This window comes from Streptomyces sp. NBC_01142, assembly GCF_026341125.1.
GTDB lineage: Bacteria > Actinomycetota > Actinomycetes > Streptomycetales > Streptomycetaceae > Streptomyces.
Genome location: NZ_JAPEOR010000003.1, coordinates 350,177 through 373,059 on the forward strand (window position 1 = coordinate 350,177; position 22,883 = coordinate 373,059).

General features: G+C 68.3%; 21 protein-coding genes and 1 pseudogene. 13 read left to right on the top strand and 9 right to left on the bottom strand.

Going from position 1 to position 22,883, the window contains the following annotated elements:
* Positions 1–342 precede the first annotated feature (342 nt).
* The 8 genes from OG883_RS35730 (at position 343) to OG883_RS35765 (ending at position 8,259) form a co-directional block, all read left to right on the top strand.
* Positions 343–606: a hypothetical protein gene (locus OG883_RS35730; RefSeq protein ID WP_266550600.1), complete on the top strand. Its 264-nt coding sequence runs from the start codon at positions 343–345 to the stop codon at positions 604–606.
* A complete protein-coding gene (locus tag OG883_RS35735) occupies positions 599–1,414 on the top strand; it encodes a hypothetical protein (RefSeq protein WP_266550602.1) in 816 nt (271 codons plus the stop codon). The genes OG883_RS35730 and OG883_RS35735 overlap by 8 nt, the downstream gene beginning before the upstream one ends.
* Positions 1,415–1,421: 7 nt before the next feature.
* Positions 1,422–2,276: an IS5 family transposase gene (locus OG883_RS35740; RefSeq protein ID WP_266537907.1), complete on the top strand. Its 855-nt coding sequence runs from the start codon at positions 1,422–1,424 to the stop codon at positions 2,274–2,276.
* Between the two features lie 111 nt (positions 2,277–2,387).
* Positions 2,388–6,305, top strand: coding sequence for a peptidoglycan DD-metalloendopeptidase family protein (locus tag OG883_RS35745; RefSeq protein ID WP_266550604.1), 3,918 nt, complete (start codon positions 2,388–2,390; stop codon positions 6,303–6,305).
* A 119-nt stretch (positions 6,306–6,424) separates the two neighbouring features.
* Positions 6,425–6,580 carry a hypothetical protein gene (locus OG883_RS35750; protein ID WP_266550607.1) on the top strand — a complete coding sequence of 52 codons (156 nt, stop codon included), beginning with the start codon at positions 6,425–6,427 and terminating at the stop codon, positions 6,578–6,580.
* Between the two features lie 82 nt (positions 6,581–6,662).
* On the top strand, positions 6,663–6,905 hold the full coding sequence (locus tag OG883_RS35755; RefSeq protein WP_266553114.1) for a hypothetical protein: 243 nt from the start codon (positions 6,663–6,665) through the stop codon (positions 6,903–6,905).
* On the top strand, positions 6,877–7,401 hold the full coding sequence (locus tag OG883_RS35760) for a DUF6879 family protein (RefSeq protein ID WP_266550609.1): 525 nt from the start codon (positions 6,877–6,879) through the stop codon (positions 7,399–7,401). The genes OG883_RS35755 and OG883_RS35760 overlap by 29 nt, the downstream gene beginning before the upstream one ends.
* A 9-nt stretch (positions 7,402–7,410) precedes the next feature.
* Positions 7,411–8,259 carry a helix-turn-helix transcriptional regulator gene (locus OG883_RS35765; protein ID WP_266550612.1) on the top strand — a complete coding sequence of 283 codons (849 nt, stop codon included), beginning with the start codon at positions 7,411–7,413 and terminating at the stop codon, positions 8,257–8,259.
* 909 nt (positions 8,260–9,168) lie between these two features.
* On the opposite strand, the gene OG883_RS35770 is transcribed toward OG883_RS35765, so the two are convergent.
* Together OG883_RS35770 and OG883_RS35775 are read right to left on the bottom strand one after the other, a co-directional pair.
* Entirely contained in the window at positions 9,169–9,759 is a 591-nt protein-coding gene (locus OG883_RS35770) for a TetR/AcrR family transcriptional regulator (protein ID WP_266550615.1), read from the bottom strand.
* Positions 9,760–9,848: 89 nt separating this feature from the next.
* Positions 9,849–10,101, bottom strand: a pseudogene (locus OG883_RS35775) (recombinase family protein); the annotation flags it as partial.
* 58 nt (positions 10,102–10,159) lie between these two features.
* Here OG883_RS35775 and OG883_RS35780 point away from each other — a divergent pair.
* Both OG883_RS35780 and OG883_RS35785 read left to right on the top strand, forming a co-directional pair.
* The gene (locus OG883_RS35780) at positions 10,160–10,969 is read left to right on the top strand and encodes an alpha/beta fold hydrolase (RefSeq protein ID WP_266550618.1); all 810 of its coding nucleotides are present in this window, start codon (positions 10,160–10,162) and stop codon (positions 10,967–10,969) included.
* The gene (locus OG883_RS35785; RefSeq protein ID WP_266553117.1) at positions 10,969–12,234 is read left to right on the top strand and encodes a SpoIIE family protein phosphatase; all 1,266 of its coding nucleotides are present in this window, start codon (positions 10,969–10,971) and stop codon (positions 12,232–12,234) included. Before OG883_RS35780 ends, OG883_RS35785 begins: the two co-directional genes overlap by 1 nt.
* Positions 12,235–12,250: 16 nt before the next feature.
* Here OG883_RS35785 and OG883_RS46865 read toward each other — a convergent pair whose 3' ends face one another.
* Positions 12,251–12,415 carry a hypothetical protein gene (locus OG883_RS46865; protein ID WP_323181032.1) on the bottom strand — a complete coding sequence of 55 codons (165 nt, stop codon included), beginning with the start codon at positions 12,413–12,415 and terminating at the stop codon, positions 12,251–12,253.
* Positions 12,416–12,967: 552 nt separating this feature from the next.
* Here OG883_RS46865 and OG883_RS35795 point away from each other — a divergent pair.
* The gene (locus OG883_RS35795; RefSeq protein WP_266550621.1) at positions 12,968–13,255 is read left to right on the top strand and encodes an SHOCT domain-containing protein; all 288 of its coding nucleotides are present in this window, start codon (positions 12,968–12,970) and stop codon (positions 13,253–13,255) included.
* 236 nt (positions 13,256–13,491) lie between these two features.
* Here OG883_RS35795 and OG883_RS35800 read toward each other — a convergent pair whose 3' ends face one another.
* Both OG883_RS35800 and OG883_RS35805 read right to left on the bottom strand, forming a co-directional pair.
* The gene (locus OG883_RS35800) at positions 13,492–14,007 is read right to left on the bottom strand and encodes an ATP-binding protein (RefSeq protein WP_266550624.1); all 516 of its coding nucleotides are present in this window, start codon (positions 14,005–14,007) and stop codon (positions 13,492–13,494) included.
* 180 nt (positions 14,008–14,187) lie between these two features.
* A complete protein-coding gene (locus tag OG883_RS35805) occupies positions 14,188–14,511 on the bottom strand; it encodes a hypothetical protein (RefSeq protein ID WP_266550627.1) in 324 nt (107 codons plus the stop codon).
* Positions 14,512–14,710: 199 nt separating this feature from the next.
* Between OG883_RS35805 and OG883_RS35810 the strand changes: the two genes are divergently transcribed.
* Complete coding sequence (locus OG883_RS35810) at positions 14,711–15,850, top strand: PLP-dependent cysteine synthase family protein (RefSeq protein ID WP_323181033.1); 1,140 nt, start codon at positions 14,711–14,713, stop codon at positions 15,848–15,850.
* A 53-nt stretch (positions 15,851–15,903) separates the two neighbouring features.
* Here the strand turns inward: OG883_RS35810 and OG883_RS35815 are convergent, their stop codons facing one another.
* The 3 genes from OG883_RS35815 to OG883_RS35825 all read right to left on the bottom strand — a co-directional run bounded on the left by OG883_RS35815 (position 15,904) and on the right by OG883_RS35825 (position 17,934).
* On the bottom strand, positions 15,904–16,389 hold the full coding sequence (locus tag OG883_RS35815) for an SRPBCC family protein (protein WP_266550630.1): 486 nt from the start codon (positions 16,387–16,389) through the stop codon (positions 15,904–15,906).
* A gap of 79 nt (positions 16,390–16,468) precedes the next feature.
* On the bottom strand, positions 16,469–16,927 hold the full coding sequence (locus OG883_RS35820) for an SRPBCC family protein (protein ID WP_266550633.1): 459 nt from the start codon (positions 16,925–16,927) through the stop codon (positions 16,469–16,471).
* 5 nt (positions 16,928–16,932) lie between these two features.
* Positions 16,933–17,934 (bottom strand): DeoR/GlpR family DNA-binding transcription regulator, encoded by a 1,002-nt coding sequence (locus OG883_RS35825; protein ID WP_323181075.1) that lies wholly within the window; start codon positions 17,932–17,934, stop codon positions 16,933–16,935.
* Positions 17,935–18,111: 177 nt separating this feature from the next.
* On the opposite strand from OG883_RS35825, the gene OG883_RS35830 reads away from it, so the two are divergent.
* A complete protein-coding gene (locus OG883_RS35830) occupies positions 18,112–20,487 on the top strand; it encodes a hypothetical protein (protein WP_266550636.1) in 2,376 nt (791 codons plus the stop codon).
* Here OG883_RS35830 and OG883_RS35835 read toward each other — a convergent pair.
* Entirely contained in the window at positions 20,457–22,850 is a 2,394-nt protein-coding gene (locus OG883_RS35835; protein WP_266550638.1) for a right-handed parallel beta-helix repeat-containing protein, read from the bottom strand. The genes OG883_RS35830 and OG883_RS35835 overlap by 31 nt on opposite strands.
* Positions 22,851–22,883 lie beyond the last annotated feature (33 nt).

Sequence of the window (22,883 nt, forward strand, 5' to 3'; positions counted from 1 at the left end):
CCCGTGAATTCAAGTCTCTGCCGTCGTAACGGCTGCCCTCTTCCCCGCGGGTGGCGGGAGTTGCCGGACGGTCAACGTCGCAGACGGGACCACTGCAGTCACGTGTGCGTCGTCTGGGAGGCGCGCGCGAAGAATGCACTGCTCCACGAGAACGCCGACGAGGCGCGCGAATTGCTGCGTCTAGCGGCTCTACTCGACAAGCGCACCCATCCCGGCACGCAGGGTTCGCTACGCGGACGCCTAACGGCCTGCCGTGGAAGAGCGGCAACGCAGACCCAATAGACACCTGAAAGGGCCCCAGCTGACGAGCTGCGGGCCCTTTCTCATGCCCTGGAGGCATTCATGAGACCTACTGACGACGAGTGCGAGAGGGAAGGGTGCCCCTTCTTTCCTGAACTCGTCCTGATTGCCGGCGTTGCATTGCCGGCCCGCTACTGCGGAGACGCCTGCGCAGACTTCGAGTGGATTCGGATGACGCTGGCGGAGGCGGAGGCGTCTCCCGAAGTGGCCGACGCACTACAGGCACTTGGCGGATTGAAGCGACTTCTCGACGGTCGCAACGAGCCATCGGATATCGGACCTCTGCTCGGGAGGTGCGATGCCTGATCTGGATATCGTCGGTGGCGCAGCCGTTGACGTCGTTCCCGTAGCGCTCAACTTCCACAACAAGCTGAAGGCAATCGTTTTGCCTTCCGCGGACCGTGTTGGCGAAGAGGCCGGACGGCGTTTGGGTGACGCTATCTCCCGCCACATTGTTGTTGCGATCCCCAACGCGATCAACCAGGGCGGGAACGCCGCTCAACGGGCTGCAACGAGGCAGGGTAACGACACTGGCGGAGCGTTTGCCAGGTCGTTGAGGACGCGCCTGGAGGCGGCATTCCGGGCTCTCCCGAAAATCAACATCGACGCCGACACTTCCGAAGCTGACGCCGATCTCCAGGCGCTGCGCGTCCGCATGGAGACCCTTGCTGGGAAGACGATCGGCATCGACATCGACGCGGGGTCCGCGCAGGCGGAGATAGCCCGTATCGACGCGGAGCTTCAGCGCCTCGGAGCGTCCCACGCGAACGTCACAGTTCGCGCGGACACCGCTACCGCGCGGGCCGCACTGGCGCAGGTCAGGGCGGAGATAGCGGCCGTCGACGCCGCGGAGCCTCGCGTGAGGGTCGACGTCGACACGTCCGGCGCCCGGTCCGCACTCATGAGTCTGGGCGTCCAAATGGTTGCACTGACGGCTATCCCGCTAGGCCCGGTCCTGGCCGCAGGACTTGGAGCTGTTGTCTCCATGGCTGCCACTGCGGGTGCCGGCGTGGGTGCTCTCGCACTGGCTGCTGTTCCCGCCATCAAGGGCGTGACGGAAGTCCTGAGAGCGTGTCTGAGATCCGCCGTATCGGCTGTATGGGTGACTCGTTGAGTGGTGTGTGAGTGCTGCTGGGGATGGTTACCCGTCTGATCTGACGGATGAACAGTGGGCGTTGATTGAGCCGTTGCTGCCTGCTCCAAGGACGGGTCGCAAGGGCGGGCGGCGGGAGAAGCACCCGCGTCGGCGGATCGTGGACGCGATCTTGTACTTGGCGCGGACCGGGTGCCAGTGGCGGTATCTGCCCAAGGATTTCCCGCCCTTCCAGACGGTGTACTGGTACTTCACCTGGTGGCACGACGACGGCACCGTGGAGCGCGTCCACGACGCGCTGCGGGTCAAGGTCCGCGAGGCCGACGGCCGTTCCGCTGAGCCGTCCGCGGGCCTGGTCGACTCGCAGTCCGTGCGGGCGGCCGACACGGTGCCGAAGTCCACCAGCGGCTTCGACGCGGGCAAGAAGACCAAGGGCCGCAAACGGTTCATCGTCACCGACACCCTCGGCCTCCTCCTGGCCGTGCACGTGCTGGCCGCAAGCGTCCAGGACCGCGACGGAGCCAAGCGCTCCCTGCTGTGGACCCGCCTGGACCACCCAACCATCGAGAAGATCTGGGCCGACCAGGGCTTCGCCGGCCGACTCGTCGAGTGGTCCTCTGCCGTCTTGCACCGCACGCTGGAGATCGTCCGCAAGGACCCCGGACAGCGCGGCTTCAAGGTCCAGCCGAAGCGCTGGGCGGTGGAGCGCACGTTCGCCTGGATCACCACACGCCGCCGCCTGGCCTGCGACTACGAACGCAACCCGGCCCACTCCGAAACCATGATCCGCTGGGCCATGACCGACCTGATACTCCGCCGACTCACCCGAGGCCGACCCGCCACCCGCCAAGGACCCCGACCACTACGGAAAATCACCCCGTAACCCGATCTCAGACACGCTCTGAAGCTCAAGACGGCCGCCGAGGACGACGCAGCGCAAGCATCCGCCCGGGGCGCAGCTGCCACCACGCAGGGCGCACAGCGTGCCCTTCAGATGGCCGGCGCTCAGGCGTCACTCGCCTCCGCTCACCGCAACGCCGCGCGCTCCATCGCGCAGGCTAACCGCGGGGTGGAGGACGCGGAACGAGCCGTCGCGCAGGCTGTTCAGCGTGCTGCCGACCAGAGGCGCCAGTCTGCTGACGACATCCGTCGCGCGGAGGAAGGTCTCGCCGCAGCCCACCGTCAGCTGCGTGGCGCGCAAGAGACGCTGACTGACGCAAACGATCGCGCTCAGGACGCACAGGAAGAGCTCACCCGCGCACGTGCGGACGCCGCGCAGCAGCTGAAGGACCTGAACGACCAGATCACGAACAGTGGCCTTGACCAGCGGGAGGCGACTCTCCGCGTCAAGCAAGCGCAAGAGGATCTGAACCGCACCCTCGCGGACGCGGAAGTCGGGAAGGCAACTCAGCTCCAGGTCGAGGCCGCACAGCTGGCTCTCGATCGGGCGAAGCAGAATTCCAAGGAGCAGCGAAAGAGTCACCTGGAGCTGCTGAAGGACTCGCGTCAGCAGCGCAAGGCGGGCGTGGAGGGCAGCGACGCCGTCAAGACGGCCGTCGACCGTGTAGCCGACGCTCAGCGTGGTGTCCGCGATCAGCTCGAAGCCGTGGCCGATGCGCAGCGGGCAGTCCGTGACGGGGCTATCGCGGTGGCTGACGCGCAGTCGAAGGCCGCTCGTGCGCAGCGTGAGTCCGCTCAGTCCGTGGCCGACGCTCAGCGTGGCGTGGCGGACGCTGTCCGGGGGGTCGCCGACGCGCAGATCTCAGCCGCGGAGTCCATCGAGTCCGCGGAGCGGGGTCTCGCATCGGCTCGCCTGTCCGGCATCGACACCACGTCGAAGGCGATTACGAAGCAGGACGAGTATCGAAAGGCACTTGCGAAGCTCTCCCCGGCACAGCGCGATCTGTACGACTCCATCGCCGGCCCGAAGGGCATCAAATCCGCGTTTGACTCGTGGCAGAAGTCGCTTCAGCCACACGTCCTTCCGCTCTTCACGCGAGGCGTCGACGGAGCGAAAGCCTCACTGCCTGGACTGAGGCCGCTTGTTATCGGGGCGGCAGCTGGAATTCAGACGCTGATGGACAAGGCGTCGGCGCAGATGAAAACGCCATTCTGGCAGGGCTTCAAAAAGGATCTGGCGGAGAACGTGCGTCCGGCCGTTGTCGGATTTGGCACTGCCTTCGGGAACGTGATCAAGGGAATCGCGGGCGTCATCGACGCCTTCCTCCCGCACATGGACGGCATCGTACGGAAGTCCGATTCCATCACTGGGCGATTTGCAAAGTGGGGGACGAGCCTTAAGGGCAGTCCGGACTTTGAGAAGTTCCTTCAGTACGTAAAGGACACCTCACCGGGACTGGCGGAATTCCTAGGAAAGATCTTCGCCGCCGCGCTTGACGTTTCTAAGGCTCTGTCGCCGCTCTCGCAGACAATGTTTGCGGTTCTCGGCCCGGCGCTTGACGCCATTTCGTGGCTCGCTAAGAACGTTCCCGGATTCGTCCAGACGCTATGGGCGCTGTGGGCGGTGAACAAGGCAATCACGGTCGGTATGGCGGCCTTTGCGGTGGCCATGGGGATCTATCAGGCCGTAATGATCGTCGCCACTATTGCGACGTCCGGATGGGCTGTAGCGCTCAACGCGACGGGGATTGTACCGATCATTCGGGCAATCGTCATCGTGGTCGGGCTGCTAGTCGCGGCAGTCATCTACGCCTGCAACAATTGGGACTGGTTCCGAATCGCCGTCGATACGACGGTGGACGCCATCGGAACGTCAATTTCCTGGGTTTGGACCAACATCCTGAAGCCCGTGTTTTCGGGAATCTGGACGGGTCTAAAAGCAGCGGGCGACGCGGCGATATGGCTCTGGGATACCGCCCTCGGGCCAGCCTTCCGGTTCATTGGCGAGGCGGCCCGGCTGCTTTTCACGGCCCTCGTGACGATCGTCCTTCTGCCCGCCTACCTGGCCATTCAGGCTCTCGGCAAGGTCGGAATGTGGCTGTGGGATAACGCCCTCGGACCGGCATTCCGCGCTATCGGCGACGTGGCGATGTGGCTCTGGGAAAAGGTTCTCTCTCCCACCTTCGGATGGATCGCCGAAAAGGCGAAGTGGCTCTACGACAAGGCCATAAAGCCAGCCCTCGGGGAATCGAAGAAAACTTTCGACGCACTGGGCGACGCAGCTGAATGGCTTTGGGATAAAGTCCTGCGCCCTGTTTTCGGCTGGATTGGCGACAAGGCGGGATGGCTGTACAACAAGGCCATCAAGCCAGCATTCGACAACATCAAGAAGGCCGTACAGGTCGTCAGTGATTCCTTCGAGGATGGCAGGAAAGCCATCAAGAAGGCGTGGGATCAGATCCAAGGTATCGCCAAGGAGCCTGTTAGGTTCATCCTCAAGTACGTGTACAACGGAGGAATTGTCCCGCTCTGGAACAAGGTTGCGGACATCACCGGTGCCAAGCAGTTGAAACCGCTGAACCTGGACAAGTTCGCTACGGGCGGCATCATGTCCGGGTATTCCCCGGGACGAGATGACCGGCTCATTGCCGTTGGCGGTGGCGAAGCAATCATGCGACCGGAGTGGACGCGAGCAGTTGGTGCGGACAAGATCAACGAGTGGAATGCTGCTGCCCGCTCAGGCGGAATCAGCGGCGTTCAGCGTGCTATCTCTGCGGGAATGCCGGCCTTCAAGGACGGCGGCGTAGTCGGGTGGTTCAAGGACCGTGGGAACGACGTTGGTAACTTCATCAACGGTGCCTCTGACTTCCTGGACCCGACGAAGGTATTCGACAAAGCAACTGGCTTCATCAAGGGCCAGTTGAAGTCCACCATGTCGAATCCATGGTCCAAGGAAATAGCCAAAATGCCAATCGACATGCTGAAGTCCCTGAAGGACCGGGCACTCGATCTGATCGGATTCGGCGGAGGCGATGGCGGAGGCTCCTGGATCAAGCCCGTCAACGCGCCCTACGGCACCCCGTTCGGTAAGAAGGGCTCGATGTGGAGCTCCGGACGTCATACGGGACTCGACTTCCCGGCAGCTACTGGCGCCATCATCAAGGCCGTGGCTGACGGGCGGGTGAGTCAGGCGACGGGTGGAGGCCCCTACGGCAACCACGTGTCGATCAACCACGGCGGGGGATTGTCCTCGCTGTACGCGCACATGTCGTCCATGGCGGCATCGGTCGGTAAGACGGTCAAGCAGGGCGCCACCATCGGCCGTGTGGGCGCGACGGGCAACACCACTGGTCCGCACCTCCACCTGGAGGCGCGACGAAACGGCCAAGCCGTCGACCCGATGCAGTACCTGACGGGTGGCGGTGGCGTCGCATTCAACGCAAAGGCAGCGGGCGCAGCCCAGACCTACGCGAAGAACATCCTCGGTAACTACGGCTGGGGCCCCTCGCAATTCGGGCCGCTGAAGAAGCTGTGGATGGGCGAGAGCGGGTGGCGCTGGAACGCACTCAACCCGACGTCAGGCGCCTACGGCATTCCGCAGGCTCTCCCCGCGGAGAAGATGCGCTCTGCTGGCTCTGACTGGCGCAAGAATCCGGCGACACAGATCCGTTGGGGGCTGCAGTACATCAAGGATCGCCCCGACTACGGTTCGCCGGCAGCGGCGTACTCGAAGTGGTTGGCGCGGTCTCCGCACTGGTACGACGAAGGCGGCATGCTCCCGACGGGGCTCTCTCTCGTCGCCAACGGGACCGGCAAGCCTGAGCCGGTCTTCACCTCCTCCCAGTGGGACACCCTGCGCGCAAGCGCGGGAAGAGGTGGCGGACCGACGCAGGTCCACGCCGACGTGCGCGTCTACGTCGGAGACCGCGAGATCACAGACATCGTGCGCACGGAGATCGTGATGCACGACGACTCCACGGCTTCGGCCATCGACACAGGAAGGTGGGTCTGACGCAACACCTGACGCACACTCCGGGACCGCTTCCCGACAGGGGAGGCGGCCCTACGCACGCACCGACCCCGCCCCGCGATCCGACATGGACGCGGGGCTTTCGACTTTCAGGAGGAACCATGAACGCCGTCAACTCAGCCAAGAGCGAGCCTATGAAGTGCCTGCAGTGCGGCGCCGACGTCGTGCAGACTCCCGGTCCGGGACGAGTGAAGCGGTTCTGCACCCCGTGGCACGGCCGACTGTTCCGCCGCGCCACGGGCTACGAGCGGCTCTGACGCCGGGCACCCTTGACGAGCCTCCCCCCATGAGGTGACGCTCGTAGAACATTGCGCAACCTGCGCGACCATGGGAGGCATCGTGACGTTACGGTTCATCGCAAAGGACCCGAACACGAATGGCGACAACTGCCCGACGGTGTGGGTCGACGAGGAAAAGCAGGAGTTCGTGATCCAGGGCTGGAAGGCCGACGAGGCCACGCACGAAGAGTGCCTGGCAACGGGGCCCATCCCGGACACGGAGACTGTCCTTCGTCTGCCCGTCCGTATGGCGGCTGTCCTTAGGGAGGCGTGCGATGCCGCAGAAGGTTCCGCCCTTCGCTGAGTTGCTGGCGGACTGCCAGCGCTCTGCCGTGCACCTGGAGATGCGAGACGTCTACGGGGTGGCGGATGAAGACGCGGACTTCGCGGCGTGGAAGTCGGGACACCGCTACGACCTGGAGGACCGGTCGACGTGGTGGAACGGCTTCCATGAGGTCGTTGCCGAAGCGGTGGGGCGCGGTGCCTCTGTGCGCCGTGCCCGCGTCGTATCAGAGCCCGTAACCGACTACATCCGGTACGAGCATGCGTGTACGGCGCAGAACATTGCGGCCGGCGAGCACGTCCGTTGGTTGCCGCGACGCTTGGCGTCGGGCTTGATGCTGCCCGGCAACGATCTGTGGATCTTTGACGAGCGGCTGATCAGGTTCGGACTGTTCTCCGGCGTAGGCGCCTTCGTCGGGCACGAGCTGGAGGATTCTCCCGACGTCGTGAAGCAGTGCGTCGACGCCTTCGAAGCCGTGTGGGACCGCGCTGTCCCGCACGAGGACTACGAGGTCTAGCGCCCGATCATGCCTCCGCTCCCGTCGTCCAGCGTCCAGGCCGCCCGTCACGCGCTCGCTTCGCGCCTGCGGGACTTGCGGCTCGATGCTGGGCTGACGGGGCGGGAGCTGGCCGCGCAAGCGGGCTGGCAGCCGTCGAAGGTGTCACGGCTGGAGAACGCCAAGACCCCGCCGTCGGACGCGGACATCCGCACGTGGTGCCACACGTGCAACGCCGTGGATCAGGCTGCGGACTTGATCGCTGCCAGCCGGACTGCAGAGTCGATGTACGTCCAGTGGCGACGGCTCCAGCGCTCCGGCCTGCGTCGGCTGCAGGAGTCCCGCGTCCCGCTGTATGAGCGCACACGCGTGTTCCGCGTGTACTGCTCCAGCGTTGTCCCCGGACTGCTCCAGACGGACGAGTACGCAACTGCGCTGCTATCCAACGTGACGGACTTCCACGGCACTCCGGACGACGTCGGGGAGGCAGTCGCTGCCCGCCTCGCACGGTCGCGAGTGATCAGGGAGGGTGACCACCGATTCGCCTTCCTACTGGAGGAGTCGGTCCTCCGGCACGTCGTGGGCGGTACGGAGGCAATGGCGGGGCAACTGGGCTACCTCCTGGCCTCCATGGCCTTTCCTGCGGTGTCCATCGGGATCATCCCCGCTGGCACGCCGCGGAAGATGTGGACGCTGGAGACGTTCAACATTTTCGACGAGGACAGAGTGCACGTGGAGCTCCTGACGGCTGCCGTCACGGTTACGGCGCCGAACGAAGTCGCGCAGTACGTCGGCGCCTTCGCAGAAATGGCTGAGCTGGCCGTGTACGGGTCTGCGGCAAGGGCGCGCATCACTGCCGCGATTGACTCACTCGGCTGACTTGCGTGCAATTCTGTAGAACTTCGTAGAAGCCGGGCGCGGCTGCTTCGTAGCGTCGTCACGAGGACGACGAGACGAGGCGGAGATGACTCTCAGCGCGAAGACGATGATGCCGCCGGTTCACCTAACGGAGCCGGCAAGCGAGCCGCCCATCCCCGTCCCGGGGTGCGACGTGTGCGCGGCCCTGCGGAAGCAATGGGGCCAGGCAATGGAGGCCGGAAGTCCTGCATACGACCCGTCGCATGCGGTGGACCTGGCAGTCGAGATCAGCCGCCATCCTCACGGGAGGCGTCAGTGAGTCCCCGAACGGTCATCCGCAGCGTGACGCACCGAATCGCGCGGCACCCGGACACTGATGTCACCTTCGAAGCCGAGTGCCTCTCGTGCTCTTGGACGGCCACGCCGTCGACGACGGATGACAAGGCAGTCGACGTGGAGCTCATGAGCCACGCTGGCGTCAGTAATCACCGCGGATTCCGACGTATCGTCACCGGCTTCGCGTTCGTCGTGCGGTCGGGGGAGGACGCCCCCGGGCAGCGCGACGCCCCATAGGCCCGTGCGCCGGTCACCTCGTCTCGACTGGCGCACGGAAGGGGCGGGCAGGGTGGCAGTCCGGTGAGGTCGGTTCTGCTCCCTGTCCGCTCGCTAAGGCCCCCATCGCCGGCGGTGGTGATGGGCCAGGAAGCCCCGACTGTTCTCGTCTACCCCCGTTGGCGACAGTCGGGGCTTTCCTGTGTCCGCAGGTCAGCCACGTCTCCGAGAGTTATGCAGTATTGTCCAGTTGACTAGGGTGATCTCGTACTGCATGGCATGCACAGGTGCTCCTCAGCCTGGACGGGCGGGCGGACGCGTGGACGCGTGGACGGGCGGGCCGGGGCGCTGCCGCCTTGGTACTCGGCGTCGGCGACCTCAGCCGCCCGGACGACGGCGGGACGCGTCACGAAGATGCGGGGTGAGCAGCGCGAGCAGCCCCCGGACGCCGGCGTCGAACGGGGCCGTCGAGCCGGAAGCCCGGGCCAGCACATAGCCGCCCTGCACGGTCGCGACGACCGTCGCCGCGATGTCGGCGGGCACGAGTGCCGGGCTCAACTCGCCCCGCTTCTGCCCCTCCTGCACGATCGCGGCGAGCCGGCCGCGTAGCCAGTCGAGCGTCTCGTCGACCGGTGCGCGCAGCTCGTCGTCCGCGATGATGTCCGGGTCCATCGTGAGGCGGCCCACCGGGCAGCCGCGCAGCACATCGCGCTCACGCAGCAGATACCCGCTGATCCGCTCGTACGCCGTTCCGTCGCCGCCCAGCGTGACCTCCGCACTCGCGCGCAGCTCCTCGGCCGTACGCCGGACAGCCGCCAGTGCCAGATCGGACTTGCCCGTGAAGTGGTGGTACATGCTGCCCTGGCCGGCGCCCGCCTGCTGCTGGATCGCCTTCGGACTGGTGCCCACATAGCCGCGTTCCCACAGCAGCTCGCGGGTGGCCTCGATCAGCCGCTCAGGAGTGCTCATGAATCGACTGTACATACTAGTAGGTACAGAATCCAGGGCAAGCCCTGTTCTCGTACAGCTACGGCCAGATGGGGTGTAGCGCTGAGTAGCTACTCTGGGCTGTGGTCACGCTGTTGAAGGGCGGCGAAGTCGGCGTGCACCGCCTCGTCGGCCTCCGGGTGCGCCTGGGTTTTCTCGTGTTCGGCGAGTGCCCCGACGGAGGGTCGGCCGCACCGGTCCTTCGAGGGCGGCTTCGCGGATGTTCTCGCGCTCGGTCTCCGCCATCGCGGCGAAGAACCCGAACGGCAGGCGCCCCGGACCGCTGGGGTCGTACATCCCCTGGAGAGGTCCCGCGAGCATCTCCGGCGTGACAGCGGGGAAGTGAGTCCGGGGGGAAAGTTCTGTCTGCGAGGATTGTCGCATGGATGTGCGGAGCAGGAATCACGTGACGGTGACCGGGCGGTCCGGCGGCCCGGTGGTGATGCTGGCGCACGGCTTCGGGTGCGACCAGAACATGTGGCGGCTCGTGGTGCCGCTGCTGGAGCGTGACTTCACCGTGGTGCTCTTCGACCACGTGGGCGCGGGACGTTCCGATCTGTCGGCGTGGAGCAAGGAGCGCTACTCCTCGCTGGGCGGATATGCCGAGGACGTGCTGGAGATCTGCCGTGAGCTGGCGCTCGGCCCGGTGACGTTCGTAGGGCACTCCGTGAGCGCGATGATGGGCGTTCTGGCCGCCGCGCGGGAGCCGGAGGCGTTCGCCGGCCTGGTACTGCTGGCCCCGTCACCGTGTTTCATCGACGATCCGGACGCCGGTTACCGGGGCGGGTTCAGCGCCGAGGACATCGATGAGCTGCTGGAGTCGCTGGATGCGAACTATCTAGGCTGGTCGGGCGCCATGGCCCCGGTGATCATGGGCAATCCTGAGCGTCCGGAACTGGGGGAGGAGCTGACCAACAGCTTCTGCCGCACCGATCCGGACATCGCCCGGGTCTTCGCCCGCGTGACCTTCCTGTCCGACAACCGCCGGGATCTCGCGCAGGTGACGGTTCCCGCCCTGGTCGCGCAGTGTTCCAGTGATGCGATCGCACCGCCGGAAGTGGGTGATTTCGTGCAGTCGCAGATTCCCGGCAGCCAGCTGGTCACGCTGAACGCGACCGGGCACTGCCCTCAGCTCGCCGCACCGGAGGAGACCGCTGCCGCGATCGTGGCCTTCGCCGGAGCAGGCCGATGATGTGCAAGACCAACGACAGCGAGAACAGCGAGGGCGCGGCTTCCGAGGGGCGCCCCGGTGACGACCAGGTGGTGTTCTCGGCGCTGCTGGAGGACAGCGCGGAGGACCTGTACGAGCACGCGCCGTGCGGCTACCTCTCCACCCTCCTCGACGGTCGGATCGCGAAGGTCAACACGACCCTGTTGGACTGGCTCGGCTACGGCCGGGGCGACCTGGTGGGCCGCAGGACGTTCTCCGACCTGCTCACCGTCGGCGGCCGCCTCTACCACGAGACCCACTTCGCGCCGCTGCTGCGCATGCAGGGCGAGATCAGCGGTATCGCCTTGGAACTCAAGAAGGCCGACGGCAGCCGTCTGCCAGTCCTGGTGACCTCCACCGTCCGCACGGGCGGTGACGGGCAGCCACTGCTGATCCGCACCACCGTCTTCGACGCCCGCGACCGCCGCGCCTACGAGACCGAGCTGCTGCGCGCCCGCCAGGAATCAGAACGGGAACGTGAACGCCTCAAGCGCCTGAACGAGACGCTGCAAAAGACTCTGCTGCCGCCCGCCCTGGCGAGCGTGCCCGGCCTGGACGTCGCCGCGCACTACCACATCGCCTCCACCGAGGAGGTGGGCGGCGACTTCTACGACCTGTTCCCCCTCGCCTCCGGCACCTGGGGCTTCTTCCTGGGCGACGTGTGCGGCAAGGGCGCGGCCGCCGCGGCCGTCACCTCCCTGGCCCGCTACACACTGCGCGCCGCTGCCGTGTACAACCCGGATCCGGCAGCCGTTCTCGCCAACCTCAACACGGTTTTGAATCACGAGAACAATGGCCATGACCCGCGGTTTTGCACCGTCATTTTCGGCCTGCTCACCCCCGACGGCGACGAGGGCGGATTCCGGGTCACCCTGGCCGCCGGCGGCCACCCCCCAGCCCTGCTCATGCGCGCCGGCGGCCAGGCCGGCTACCTGCCCACCCCCGGCGGCCAGCTCATCGGCGCCCTGCCCGACGCCCACATCGCCACCACCACCGTCCGCCTCGACCACGGCGACACTCTGCTCCTGTACACCGATGGCCTCACCGAAGCCCATTCCGCCGGCGCCGGCGGCCGCTACGGCGACGACGCCCTACTGGAGTTCGCACAGGCGTTGGCACCCACCACCGCCCGCGACGCCGTGGCCGCGATCCGGGACCTGCTCGACACCTTCGGCACCGGCGTGGACGACGACACCGCTGTCCTGGCCCTCAACGTGCCCCGATCTACCCGTGAAGAGCCGAAGTGACCCACGAACTGACCGTTCACGCCCGTACCACCCCCGCCGGGCCAGTCATCGAGCTGGCGGGGCACTGGACCATCACAGCGCACCGCAGGTGCGTGCACTGCTGCCCGGTCTCGCTCTCCATCCGGGCCAGCAGCTCGTCGTCGACCTTGCCCGGCTGACCTTCTGCGATTCCACCCGGCATCAGCGTCCTGATCGCCACCCGCAATCAGGCGCTGGCAGCCGACGCGACCGTCATTCGGACTGCGGTGCCCGACCGCGTCAGCCGCGTCAGCCGCATCTTCCGCATTGTCGGCCTGGAAGAGGCCTCTTCCAGGCACCCCACTGCACAGGCGGCCGAAGCGGCCTGGACACCGCCTGCCTGCTGAACAAACCAGGTGCGGAGACGTGTCAGGCCACGGTCATGCCGGGGCGAGCACCGCCTGCTCCGCGAGTTGCGCGGAGCAGGCACCGGGGCTGCGCATCTTGAGCGGACTCCGGATACCGGGCCTCCGCCTCGAAGAACTCGGGCCGGGAAGCGTGGTCTACGGCGGTTACACGGCGCTACACGCCACCCTGGCCGTAGCTATTACAAGAACCGGGCCGGACAGGTCGGGAGCAGTCGCGCAGGCCCCGTGTACTCCCCGGGTGGTACGCGCACTGCCGCTGGCCGTACGACGACTTCGCCCCCCGTCGGCGGGAGTCTCGAGAGCGACAAGGAACCGGCACCACCAACGCCATCGAGGAGCTGAGAACGATGAACACCCTGGCGTACGCAGACGGGCCCGGCCCGTGGATTCTTCTCTTCCCGTTGATCTGGGCGGCCGTCATCGTCGGCGTCGTCACCGTCCTGCGCCGCACCGGCATCTGGCGCGGCCACCGCGGACCGCGGCAGCGCACCCGCGTGACCTATGGCGAGAGCTCGCCGATTGCGGTGCTCGGCCGCCGCTTCGCGTCGGGCGAGATCGACGAGGAAGAGTACTGGCGCCGACTGTCCGTCCTGGACGAGCAGTTCGGCCGCATCACCAACGACGGTGCTGCATGACCGCCACCGCGGCGACTCTGCCCTGTCATGCCGCCCGTGTTGTCGACGACGTGATGGTCCACAGGACGAAGGTCTGCGGGACGCAGCTGCGCGCCATGGTGCGTGTGGCTATCGCGGGCCGGTGGCCCGCGCCCCGCGCCTGGACGTGCTGCGCGCCGTAGCCGCCGAGTAGGGCACTGGGCCGGTCGGGTGACGAGCCCACCCGCGCGGCGCCCGCCCGCGAGCCGCCTGCCCGGTCACCCGGCAACGGCCGACCGGGTGATGGCGTGGTGGCGCGTCCCGTCCTGCTTACCCGCGAAGGATCCGTCGGTCGCCGGCCTGTACGCCACCGGATACGGCGGCAGGGCCACTGCGGGCGACGGTGCGCAGAGCGAGAACCAGACGACCTTGCCCTTCTCGCCCTGCGGCCGTACGCCCCAGCTCTCGCTCACCGCCGCGATCAGCGCGAGCCCGCGCCCGGAGGTGGCGGATATGTCGGCGTCCCGCACGGTCGGCAGACGCGGGTCGTGGTCATGGACCGAGACCGTGAGCCGGTCGAGCAGCAGCTCGATCTCCACGGTGCACAGTTTGTCCGGCTCGGCATGCCGGTGGACATTGGTCAGCAACTCGGTGACGCCGAGCGCGGCCTGGTCGATCAGAGGATCGAGATGCCAGTAGCGCAATTGCGCCGAGATGATTCTGCGGACCTGACCGATCCGCGACGGCAGGGCCTGGAGCTCCACCGTGCAGTGCCTGCTTGGCTGACTGATCACGGCTGCGACTCCCCGAATGAGGTCCGGAAGAAGACGGAGATCGGATCCAGCAGTTGGCTGGCTGCTGATGTGACCGGCGGGCTGGATCACAGCGTGACCGCCGGTGAACCCTGAGTGATGTGAGACCAGCGTGAACCACTCGGTACGGTCCCGCAACTCGCAGCACCCGGGCAGGTACTCTCAGTCCCTGGTGCCGCCCGCGCCCCGCACCGCCTCCAGGAAGCGCCCGGCGAGTGCCCGGCTCTCCGGCCGGTGGGTGCGCTGCCCCATGGTCAGCCGGTATCGCCTGCCGTTGAGTGTCGCCACCGTGCTGTCGTCGCCGGCGAACCAGGGCTTGCCCGCCCTGACCGCGCGCACGGGCGCACTCTCGATCACCCGGCCGTAGCTGGTCAGGAGTGCCAGCCTGCCGTCCTTGATCAGCACTTGCCCGGCCCTGGTGAGCGAGCGTGGCCACCGCTCGATCCGCACGCCGGTAGCGCTGAATTCGGTCTCTGCCATCCCCATCGTGCCTCTGCCCCCTTCGCACTGATACCTGCTGGCAGTCTGCACAACTATGGCCGCATGCACCAGTACGTGCGGGAGTCGCGGCCCCACAAGCGACTCCTATGGATCCCCAAAGTGAACGTTTATGCAGGTGAGGTGCCTACTGTTGAGAGAGAGGACCGCGGTCGACAGGACTTCGGCAGGACGAGGAACGGCGCGTATGAATACCAGTGAGCAGTCTGTGGCGGGCGAGGCGATCGCGACCGTCGATGTGGACCGCAGCGATTCGGCGTACCGGATGTGGCTGAAAGAAGCCGTACGCAAGGTGCAGGCCGATGCCAACCGCTCGGCCGACACCCATCTGCTGAGATTCCCGCTGCCCGACGAGTGGGGTATCGATCTCTACCTCAAGGACGAGTCCACCCATCCGACAGGAAGCCTCAAGCACCGTCTTGCCCGCTCGCTCTTCCTCTACGGCCTGTGCAACGGCTGGATCCGCCCCGGCAGGCCGGTCATCGAGGCATCCAGCGGTTCCACGGCCGTCTCGGAGGCGTACTTCGCCAAGCTGATCGGTGTCCCGTTCATCGCCGTGATGCCGCGCACCACGAGCGCCGAGAAATGCCGGCTGATCGAATTCCACGGCGGGCAGTGCCACTTCGTGGACGACCCGCGCAAGATGTACGAGGAGTCGGCCGCGCTCGCCGAGCGGACCGGCGGCCACTACATGGACCAGTTCACCTATGCGGAGCGGGCCACCGACTGGCGCGGCAACAACAACATCGCGGAATCGATATACCAGCAGCTGAGGCTGGAGCGCTATCCGGAGCCCGCCTGGATCGTCGCGACGGCCGGCACCGGCGGTACCTCGGCGACCATCGCCCGCTACGTCCACTACATGCAGCACGACACCCGTATCTGTGTCCCCGACCCGGAGAACTCCTGTTTCTTCGACGGCTGGACCCGCCACGACGCCTTCGCCAGCAGTGACTGCAGCTCCCGCATCGAGGGCATCGGCCGACCACGCATGGAGCCGAGCTTCGTGCCCGGCGCCATCGACCGGATGATGAAGGTGCCCGACGCGGCGAGCATCGCCGCGGTACGCGCACTGGAAGCGGCCATTGGCCGCAAGGCGGGCGGCTCCACAGGCACCGGACTGTGGAGCGCCTTGAAGATCGTCGCCGAGATGGTGGAACAGGGGCAGACGGGCAGTGTGGTCACCTTGCTCTGCGACCCGGGCGACCGCTACCTCGACAAGTACTACTCCGATACCTGGCTGGCGGAGCAGGGCCTGAAGATCGCGCCGTACGCGGCGACGATCGAGCAGTTCCTCGCCACCGGTGTCTGGCCCGGATCATCCTGATCCTGAACCTGTTCCTTCTGCCGGCGAATCGTTACGGCGGTCATTGACGGCAATCATTGCTGCGCGGCGGACCGGGTCAGCCTGCGGTCCAGGTTGCGCATCGCTCCCCGGAACGAGCTGCCCAGGCCCGCCCGGCCCAGCCGCAGGGCGATCCGCAGCACAACGGGGCCGTCCGCCGCGAACGTCCACTGCACCCGGGTGCCCCTCGTGGTGGGCGTGAGCCGCCACTCCTCCAACAGGGCACGCAGGCCGGGGGCGTTGGTGTCGTCCACACGGTACGCGTAGCGCTCGTACGGCTCCGTCGCCATGATCGTCTCGGCGAAGAAGGTGCCGCCTTTGAGCCTGACCTCGCGGCCCGCACCCTCGCCGGTGGGCCTGGCCGCCGTGACGGCGGTGAACCAGGAGGGCCAGTTCGCGACATCCTCGGCGAGCGCCCGGTACACCGCCCGTGGCGGGGCGGTGACCTCGGCCGAGAAGACCAGACGCAGCGGGGCGGACTCGGCGAAGTCGAGTTCCACGGGGCGGAGTCGGCGTGCCATGGACCGTACCTCCAGCGGATGGGGGGTGGGACGGAGCCCGCACACCATAACTGGCGCGTCGTCAGATGTCCGCCCCCGCCTACTGTTTCATCGGCTCCTGCCCCGGGCCCTTGAGCAAGCCGTCCAGGGCGCGGGCGAACACCAGCCGGCCCACCCGGACGACCACCGGGTCGAACAGCCGCGGCAGCAGACGGATCCGCAGCTCCTCGACCCAGACCACCACGGCGCCCGAACCCTGCGGCTGCACCTCGATCTCGGCCCAGCCCGTGATCACACGGCCGCGCTTCTCCAGACGGCAGCGTCCGGCCCGGTCACCCTCGGGCGGCTCCCAGCGGACGACCTCCATCGGATCGTCGAAGCCGGCGGGGCCAATTCCGGTACGGGCGAGGAACAGCGTGCCCACGCCCGCGGGCGGCGGCGTCAGAACCGAGATCGCCGTCAGGGGCACCCCGGTGGCGTGCGCGGGCCAGTCGGTGACCCGCTGCCAGACCTGCTCGGCCGGCAGCGTGACGGCCCGCGAAATCCGGAACGCGGTCACCCGTGTCAGCCGCCCTGCCGGCTGTGCCCGCCCTGCGCATGGTGCCCACCGTGCGCGTCCACCTCAGCCTGCGCGTCCTGTCCGCCGTGCGCACCCTGTCCGCCGTGCGCGTTCTGCCCAGCGGTGGCGCCGGGCCGGCCGGTGGTCTCGGGCCCGCCGTCCGCCCCGGGTCCGCCCGCCACCACCAGTCCCGGCAGATGCTCACCCATCTCCGCACGCGCCGCGGCCGACAGCCCCGCGTCCGTCACCAGCGTGTCGACCTCTTCCAGCCGCGCGAACGAACTCAGGCCAACCGTCCCCCACTTGGTGTGGTCCGCGATCACCACCACCCGGCGCGCGGCCTGCACAAAACGGCGGTTCGTCTCGGCCTCCGCCAGATTCGGCGTCGAGAGCCCCGCCTCCACCGAGATCCCGTGCACCCCGAGGAAAAGCACATCGAAGTGGAGCGAACGGATCGCCTGATCGGCCACCGGCCCCACCAGCGAGTCGGAGGGCGTACGCACCCCTCCGGTGAGGACCACCGTGGCCGCGCCGGGACGATGGTTCCCGGCCGCGCCGGCCCGCTGCGCCGCATGGAAGACATCCGCGACGCGCACCGAGTTGGTGACCACCGTCAGATCCGGTACGTCCAGCAAGTGGTGCGCCAGGGCATAGGTCGTGGTGCCACCGGAGAGCGCGATCGCCGTGCCGGGCACCGCCAGCTGCGCCGCCGCCCGCGCGATGTCCTCCTTGGCGCTCAGCTCAAGTGCCGACTTGGCCTCGAACCCCGGCTCGTGCGTGCTCGCCTCGACCACCGGCACCGCGCCGCCGTGGACCTTCTCGATGACCCCCTGCCGGGCCAGGGCGTCCAGATCCCGGCGCACCGTCATGTCGGAGACATTGAGCTTGCGGGTGAGTTCATTGACCCGCACCCCACCGCGCCGGCGCACCTCGTCGAGGATCAGGGCACGCCGCTGCTCCGCGAGCAGGTTCTGGTTGTCGCTCACTGCCGGGGCCGGTCCTTCCATCTCGTCGTACACCACCCATGGCCAAGGTTTCTCATCCTCGCACGGGCCCCGCCGACCGGGCTCGGGGAGATTCCGTGAGAGCCGTGCGCCGAACTGCCATGGTCCGGGATTCTGGTCACGAACCTTGGCACGGCCGCGCACTGATCGATCCTCCCATCGAGAGAGCGAGTCCCAGAAGTGTCCCCTGCCACTCCAGTGCCGCAGAGCGGAGGACCCGCGCTCGAGCTGCTGGTCCACGGCGTCGGCGGCGCCACCCCGCAGGACATGCTCGGCGACCCCCGTACGGTCCGGGTCACCGGCGACGAGAAGGCCGCCGTGTACCGGCGCACCGAAGACGTCGAAGCGGAGCTCCGCCCCGATCAGCACGCGGACCGGCCCATTCCGGAGGCGTACTGCTGGTCCAACCTCACGTCGGGGAACGGCGCACGGGCCCTGTGGCTGCTGCTGCTCCCCTTCATGGTGGTCAACCTCGCGCACTGGATGCGCCCGAGGGCCAAGGGCCGCAGAGGGACCACTCGGCTGTACGGGGTGCTGGTGCGGCTCGTCGCGCTCAGTCTCACCGTGCTGCTGACCGCCGCGGCCTGCGAGGTCGCGCTGGACCTCCTGGCCTGGCAGTGCGCGGGATCGCCCGAGTGCGCCCGGGAGAGGTCCTGGCTCGGCTTCCTGTCGAGTGCCCAGGGCGGCTGGTGGTCACAGCCGGGCAGGCGCCTGGCACTCGCCGCCGTGGTGCCGGCCGCGCTGGTGGGCCTGCTCTGGTACCTCTCCCACCGCACCTGGAGCGCGTACGAATCCCAGCGGCCGCCGACCGGAGAGGACGCGGAGGAGGACGAGGACGACGCGGAGGAGGACGGCAACGGTGAGGAGCCCAGGCCGTCCACGACGGTCGTCCGGCCCGCACTGGGCAGGCCGGGCTTCTGGTACGGCCGGCGGCTCGTCGCCCGGCTGCGGGCCGCGCACACGGCCGCCGGGTTCCTGACCGTCGCCGCGGCGGTCACCGGCGCCGCGGCCCGCCACGACCGCGGCGCCGGCGGCCCGCTGATGGAGCTCACCGGCGTGCTGCTGGAGGCAACTCTCGCCGCGGCATCGCTTGCTGTGCTGTGGGTGGTCTTCCGCCGCGGGCGCAGCGAGAAGCGGATGGACGCGCGGCTCGACCGCGCCGCAGTCCGCTATCTGCCCGGCGCCGCGCTCGCCCTGCTCGGCCTGTCGATGCTGTACGCCTCCTGGTCCCGCCCCGGCTGGGTCTCCGGCGCCACCCTCCCCGGCGACGTGACCTTCCGTGTCATCGCCCTCGCCCAGGGCGCCCTGGTCGTCGCCCTGGCCGTCGCCGCGCGGATCCTCCACCGCCGGGCGCGTCACCCCCGTACCGTCATGCACGGAATGGGCGGGCCCGCCGTCGCGACGCTCGCCTGCGCCCTGGGCGGAGTGATGACCGGAGGCATCGCCCAGCGCGTGGGCGACTGGCTGGACGGCCCCGGCACCCCCGGTATGGACGGGGAGGGCTCCATCCCCGGACCTCCGGTACTGCTCAGCTGGCAGGCCTCGGTCATCCCGGTCCTGCTGCTCGTACTGCTCGTCCCGGTCGTCGTCCTCGCCTTACGGACCTGGTCGGCGGCCCGCCGCCTCGCCCGCCCGGTCGAGGCGGACTACGACGAGGGCCGCCCGGACGCCGTCCGCACCCGGCGGATAGCAGGCACCCGGGCACGGGCCGCACTCACCGACACCGCCCCGCGGATCGTCGGCATCGTCTCCGGCGCCACCCTGCTACTGGGCGCGGGCGCCGTCGCCGGGGCCTGGGCGAGCGGCGAAGTGCCCGGCAAGGCGTTCGGGAACAGCCACCCCTTCGTCGAGTCGGCCGCCGAGAGCGCACAGGCGCTGGGTTCCTGGCTGATCGGCTTCGGATTCATACTGTTCGTCACCATGGGCCGCCGCGCCTACCGCGACGCCTCCGCCCGGCGCACCATCGGCATCCTCTGGGACGTCGGCACCTTCTGGCCGCGCGCGGCACACCCCTTCGCGCCCCCGTGCTACGCCGAGCGCGCGGTCCCCGACCTCACCTGGCGGATGTGCACCTGGACCGGCCGGACCGGCGGACGGCTCGTCATCTCCGGCCACTCGCAGGGCAGTGTGCTCGCCGCGGCCGCCGTCTGGCAGCTGCCCGCCGCCACCCGGCGCCGGGTGGCGCTGCTGACGTACGGATCCCCGCTGGAGCGGCTGTACGGCCGCTGGTTCCCCGCCTACTTCGGTCCTGTCGCGTTGCGCGAGCTCCGCAGTGAAGTGCACTGCTGGCGCAATCTCTGGCGGCACACCGACCCGATTGGCGGGCCGGTGCTGGTCCCCGCGGAGGGCGACCACCCCGCAGTGGACCTGGACGCCCTCAAGGACCCGGTGGTGTACGGCCGTTCGGAGCGCTACCCACTGCCCGAACCGATCCTCGGGCACTCCGAGTACCAGGCCGACCCGCACTTCGCCACGGAGCGCGGGAAGCTGCTCGACCGGCTCTCACCGGCCGTTCCCCGGCAGTCTCAGGGCAGTTCGGGCAGATCGTCCGGGTAGAGCAGGGTCAGGTCGTCGGTGTTCGCCTCGGTGAGCTCGGCGACCCGGCCCGCATGCCGCTCCACCATCGACTCGAACGTCTGCCGCGCGGTGCGGCCGTTGCCGAACGCGGGCCCCTTGGGCAGCGCCGTGAAGTACTTCAGCAGCGCCTCGCCGGTGCCCGTTCCCAGCCGGTACTCATGCTCCTCGGCCTGCTGTTCCACGATCCGCAGCAGCTCTTCGGGGACGTAGTCGCTGAAGGTGATGGTCCGTGAGAAACGGGATGCCACACCGGGGTTGACGGAGAGGAAGCGCTCCATTTCGGCGGTGTACCCGGCGACGATCACCACGACCGCCTCCCGGTGGTCCTCCATCAGCTTCACCAGTGTGTCGATGGCCTCCTTGCCGAAGTCCCGCCCGGAGTCCTCGGGGGACAGGGCGTACGCCTCGTCGATGAAGAGCACCCCGCCGCGCGCCCGGTCGAACGCCTCCTGGGTACGGATCGCGGTGGAGCCGATGTGCTCGCCGACCAGGTCGACCCGGGAGACTTCGACGAGATGTCCGCGCTCCAGCACCCCGAGCGAGGCCAGAATCTCGCCGTACAGCCGCGCCACGGTTGTCTTGCCGGTGCCGGGGGAGCCGGTGAACACCAGATGGCGGCGGACGGAGGCCGCCTTCAGCCCGGCCTCCTGACGGCGCCTGCCCACCTCGATCATGTTGGTGAGCGTGCGGACCTCGCGCTTGACGCTGTCCAGGCCGACCAGCGCGTCCAGTTCACCGAGGACGGCGACGGAGGCGCGTACGGGTTCGTCCGGCGGTGTCTCGGGGGCTCGCTGACCGGGGACCGCGGAGAGCAGCCCGGCGGTCTGGGTCGCGGTCAGCACGGCCGCGGGCTGCTCCGTCGTGGGCCGTACGCCGCTCTCGTCACTGGTGCAGTCCTCGACGACGGGCCCGTCGTTCTCCCCGAGCTCGTAGCCGCCGCGGGCACACCGTTCCGTACGGCACCGGCTCAGCGTCGTACGGCAGCCGTCCATCACATGGAAGCCGTAGGCGCCGCTGCCCGTGACCCGGCAGCCGCGGAAAGTGCCGCGGCCCTGCGCCGACACATAGAAACCGGCTTCCGCGGGCGAGGTGACCGTGCAGCGCTCGATCAGCGGATCCGCGCCCTTGGTGACGATCACGCCGGTCTGCGCCGCGTCGATGGTGCAGCCGTTCAGTGTGCCGCCGCTGCCGTGGTCGCGGAACCAGGCGCCGGTGGACGCCTCCCGGATCCGGCAGTCGTCGAGCTGAGCGGTCGCGCCGTCGCTCACCGACACCGCCGTGTTGCGGACCTGGGAGAGGTCACTGTCGACGACATCGGCACGTGAACCGCGGTCGAGGACGAAGATCGCGTCCGGCACGTCGTGGACACGGCACGAGTCGAGGACGGCCGTCGCACCGTCACTGACCCAGACGGCCGGGTAGTCGCCCGTACTGTCATGGATCTCGCACTGGTTGGCGTCCACCCGCGTGCCCGGGTCCCAGACGGACAGACCGTTGCGCCCGAAGCGGCGGACCGTGGAGCGGGTGAGCGTCAGCACGGACCGGGAACGCAGATCGATCGCGTTCTCGGGGATGTCATGGATGTCGCAGTCGGAGAGCGTGAGCACGGCGTCGGTGTCGAGTGTGATGCCGTCCCCCGACGTGCGGTGCACGGTGGAGTCCGTGAGATGGGCGGCAGCGCGCGAGGCGATCTGGATGCCGGTGCCCTTGATCTCGTACACCTCGCAGCCGATGGCCTCCAGCGCGCTGCCCTCGCCGGTGACGGTCAGGCCCGCGCCCGAGGCGTGGTGCACCCGGCAGCGCTCCAGCCGCGGATGCGCACCGCCGCGCACGGAGATGCCCGACTGTCCAGCCGCGACCACCTCGCACTCCTCGAACACCCCGCCCGCGCCGTCCAGTACACCGATGCCGACGCCGGCCGGATTGTCGACGGTACAGCGGCGGACGGTGGGCCGGGCCGCACCGCGTACCTCGAGACCGGCCGCGGAGCGGGTGACGATCCGCAGGTCGATCAGTTCGGGCGTGCCGTCCTCCACCAGGAGCGCCGGGGCGGCCGTGTCCTGCCCCTCCACATGAAGGTCCTGGACGGTGGCGGAGGCGCGCACGGTGATCGGTACGCCGTCCGCGGGCGCGATGCGCACCGAACCGACCGCACCCTCAGGACCGCGCAGGGTGACCGCCCGCTGGACGACGAGGTTCTCGCGGTACGTCCCGGGGCCGATGGTGAGGATGTCGCCGTCCCCTGCGGCCTCCAGGGCTGCGGCGAGAGAGGGGTACTCGCCTGTGCGGCGCCGCCACCGCGAGGTGCCGGTGTGCGTCACCTGGACCGTGCCCTGTGCCATGGTGCTGTTCTGCCCCCACCTCGTTCGGTTCTG

What these genes read in the sequence shown, in the direction of transcription:
- OG883_RS35730 (WP_266550600.1), top strand. Translation starts at nt 343, where the DNA reads ATGAGACCTACTGACGACGAGTGCGAGAGGGAAGGGTGCCCCTTCTTT.
- OG883_RS35815 (WP_266550630.1), bottom strand. Translation starts at nt 16,389, where the DNA reads ATGGCACGCCGACTCCGCCCCGTGGAACTCGACTTCGCCGAGTCCGCC.
- OG883_RS35750 (WP_266550607.1), top strand. Translation starts at nt 6,425, where the DNA reads ATGAACGCCGTCAACTCAGCCAAGAGCGAGCCTATGAAGTGCCTGCAG.
- OG883_RS35765 (WP_266550612.1), top strand. Translation starts at nt 7,411, where the DNA reads ATGCCTCCGCTCCCGTCGTCCAGCGTCCAGGCCGCCCGTCACGCGCTC.
- OG883_RS35770 (WP_266550615.1), bottom strand. Translation starts at nt 9,759, where the DNA reads ATGAGCACTCCTGAGCGGCTGATCGAGGCCACCCGCGAGCTGCTGTGG.
- OG883_RS35780 (WP_266550618.1), top strand. Translation starts at nt 10,160, where the DNA reads ATGGATGTGCGGAGCAGGAATCACGTGACGGTGACCGGGCGGTCCGGC.
- OG883_RS35805 (WP_266550627.1), bottom strand. Translation starts at nt 14,511, where the DNA reads ATGGGGATGGCAGAGACCGAATTCAGCGCTACCGGCGTGCGGATCGAG.
- OG883_RS35795 (WP_266550621.1), top strand. Translation starts at nt 12,968, where the DNA reads ATGAACACCCTGGCGTACGCAGACGGGCCCGGCCCGTGGATTCTTCTC.
- OG883_RS35745 (WP_266550604.1), top strand. Translation starts at nt 2,388, where the DNA reads ATGGCCGGCGCTCAGGCGTCACTCGCCTCCGCTCACCGCAACGCCGCG.
- OG883_RS35810 (WP_323181033.1), top strand. Translation starts at nt 14,711, where the DNA reads ATGAATACCAGTGAGCAGTCTGTGGCGGGCGAGGCGATCGCGACCGTC.
- OG883_RS46865 (WP_323181032.1), bottom strand. Translation starts at nt 12,415, where the DNA reads ATGCCGGGTGGAATCGCAGAAGGTCAGCCGGGCAAGGTCGACGACGAG.
- OG883_RS35785 (WP_266553117.1), top strand. Translation starts at nt 10,969, where the DNA reads ATGTGCAAGACCAACGACAGCGAGAACAGCGAGGGCGCGGCTTCCGAG.
- OG883_RS35735 (WP_266550602.1), top strand. Translation starts at nt 599, where the DNA reads ATGCCTGATCTGGATATCGTCGGTGGCGCAGCCGTTGACGTCGTTCCC.
- OG883_RS35760 (WP_266550609.1), top strand. Translation starts at nt 6,877, where the DNA reads ATGCCGCAGAAGGTTCCGCCCTTCGCTGAGTTGCTGGCGGACTGCCAG.
- OG883_RS35835 (WP_266550638.1), bottom strand. Translation starts at nt 22,850, where the DNA reads ATGGCACAGGGCACGGTCCAGGTGACGCACACCGGCACCTCGCGGTGG.
- OG883_RS35825 (WP_323181075.1), bottom strand. Translation starts at nt 17,934, where the DNA reads ATGGAAGGACCGGCCCCGGCAGTGAGCGACAACCAGAACCTGCTCGCG.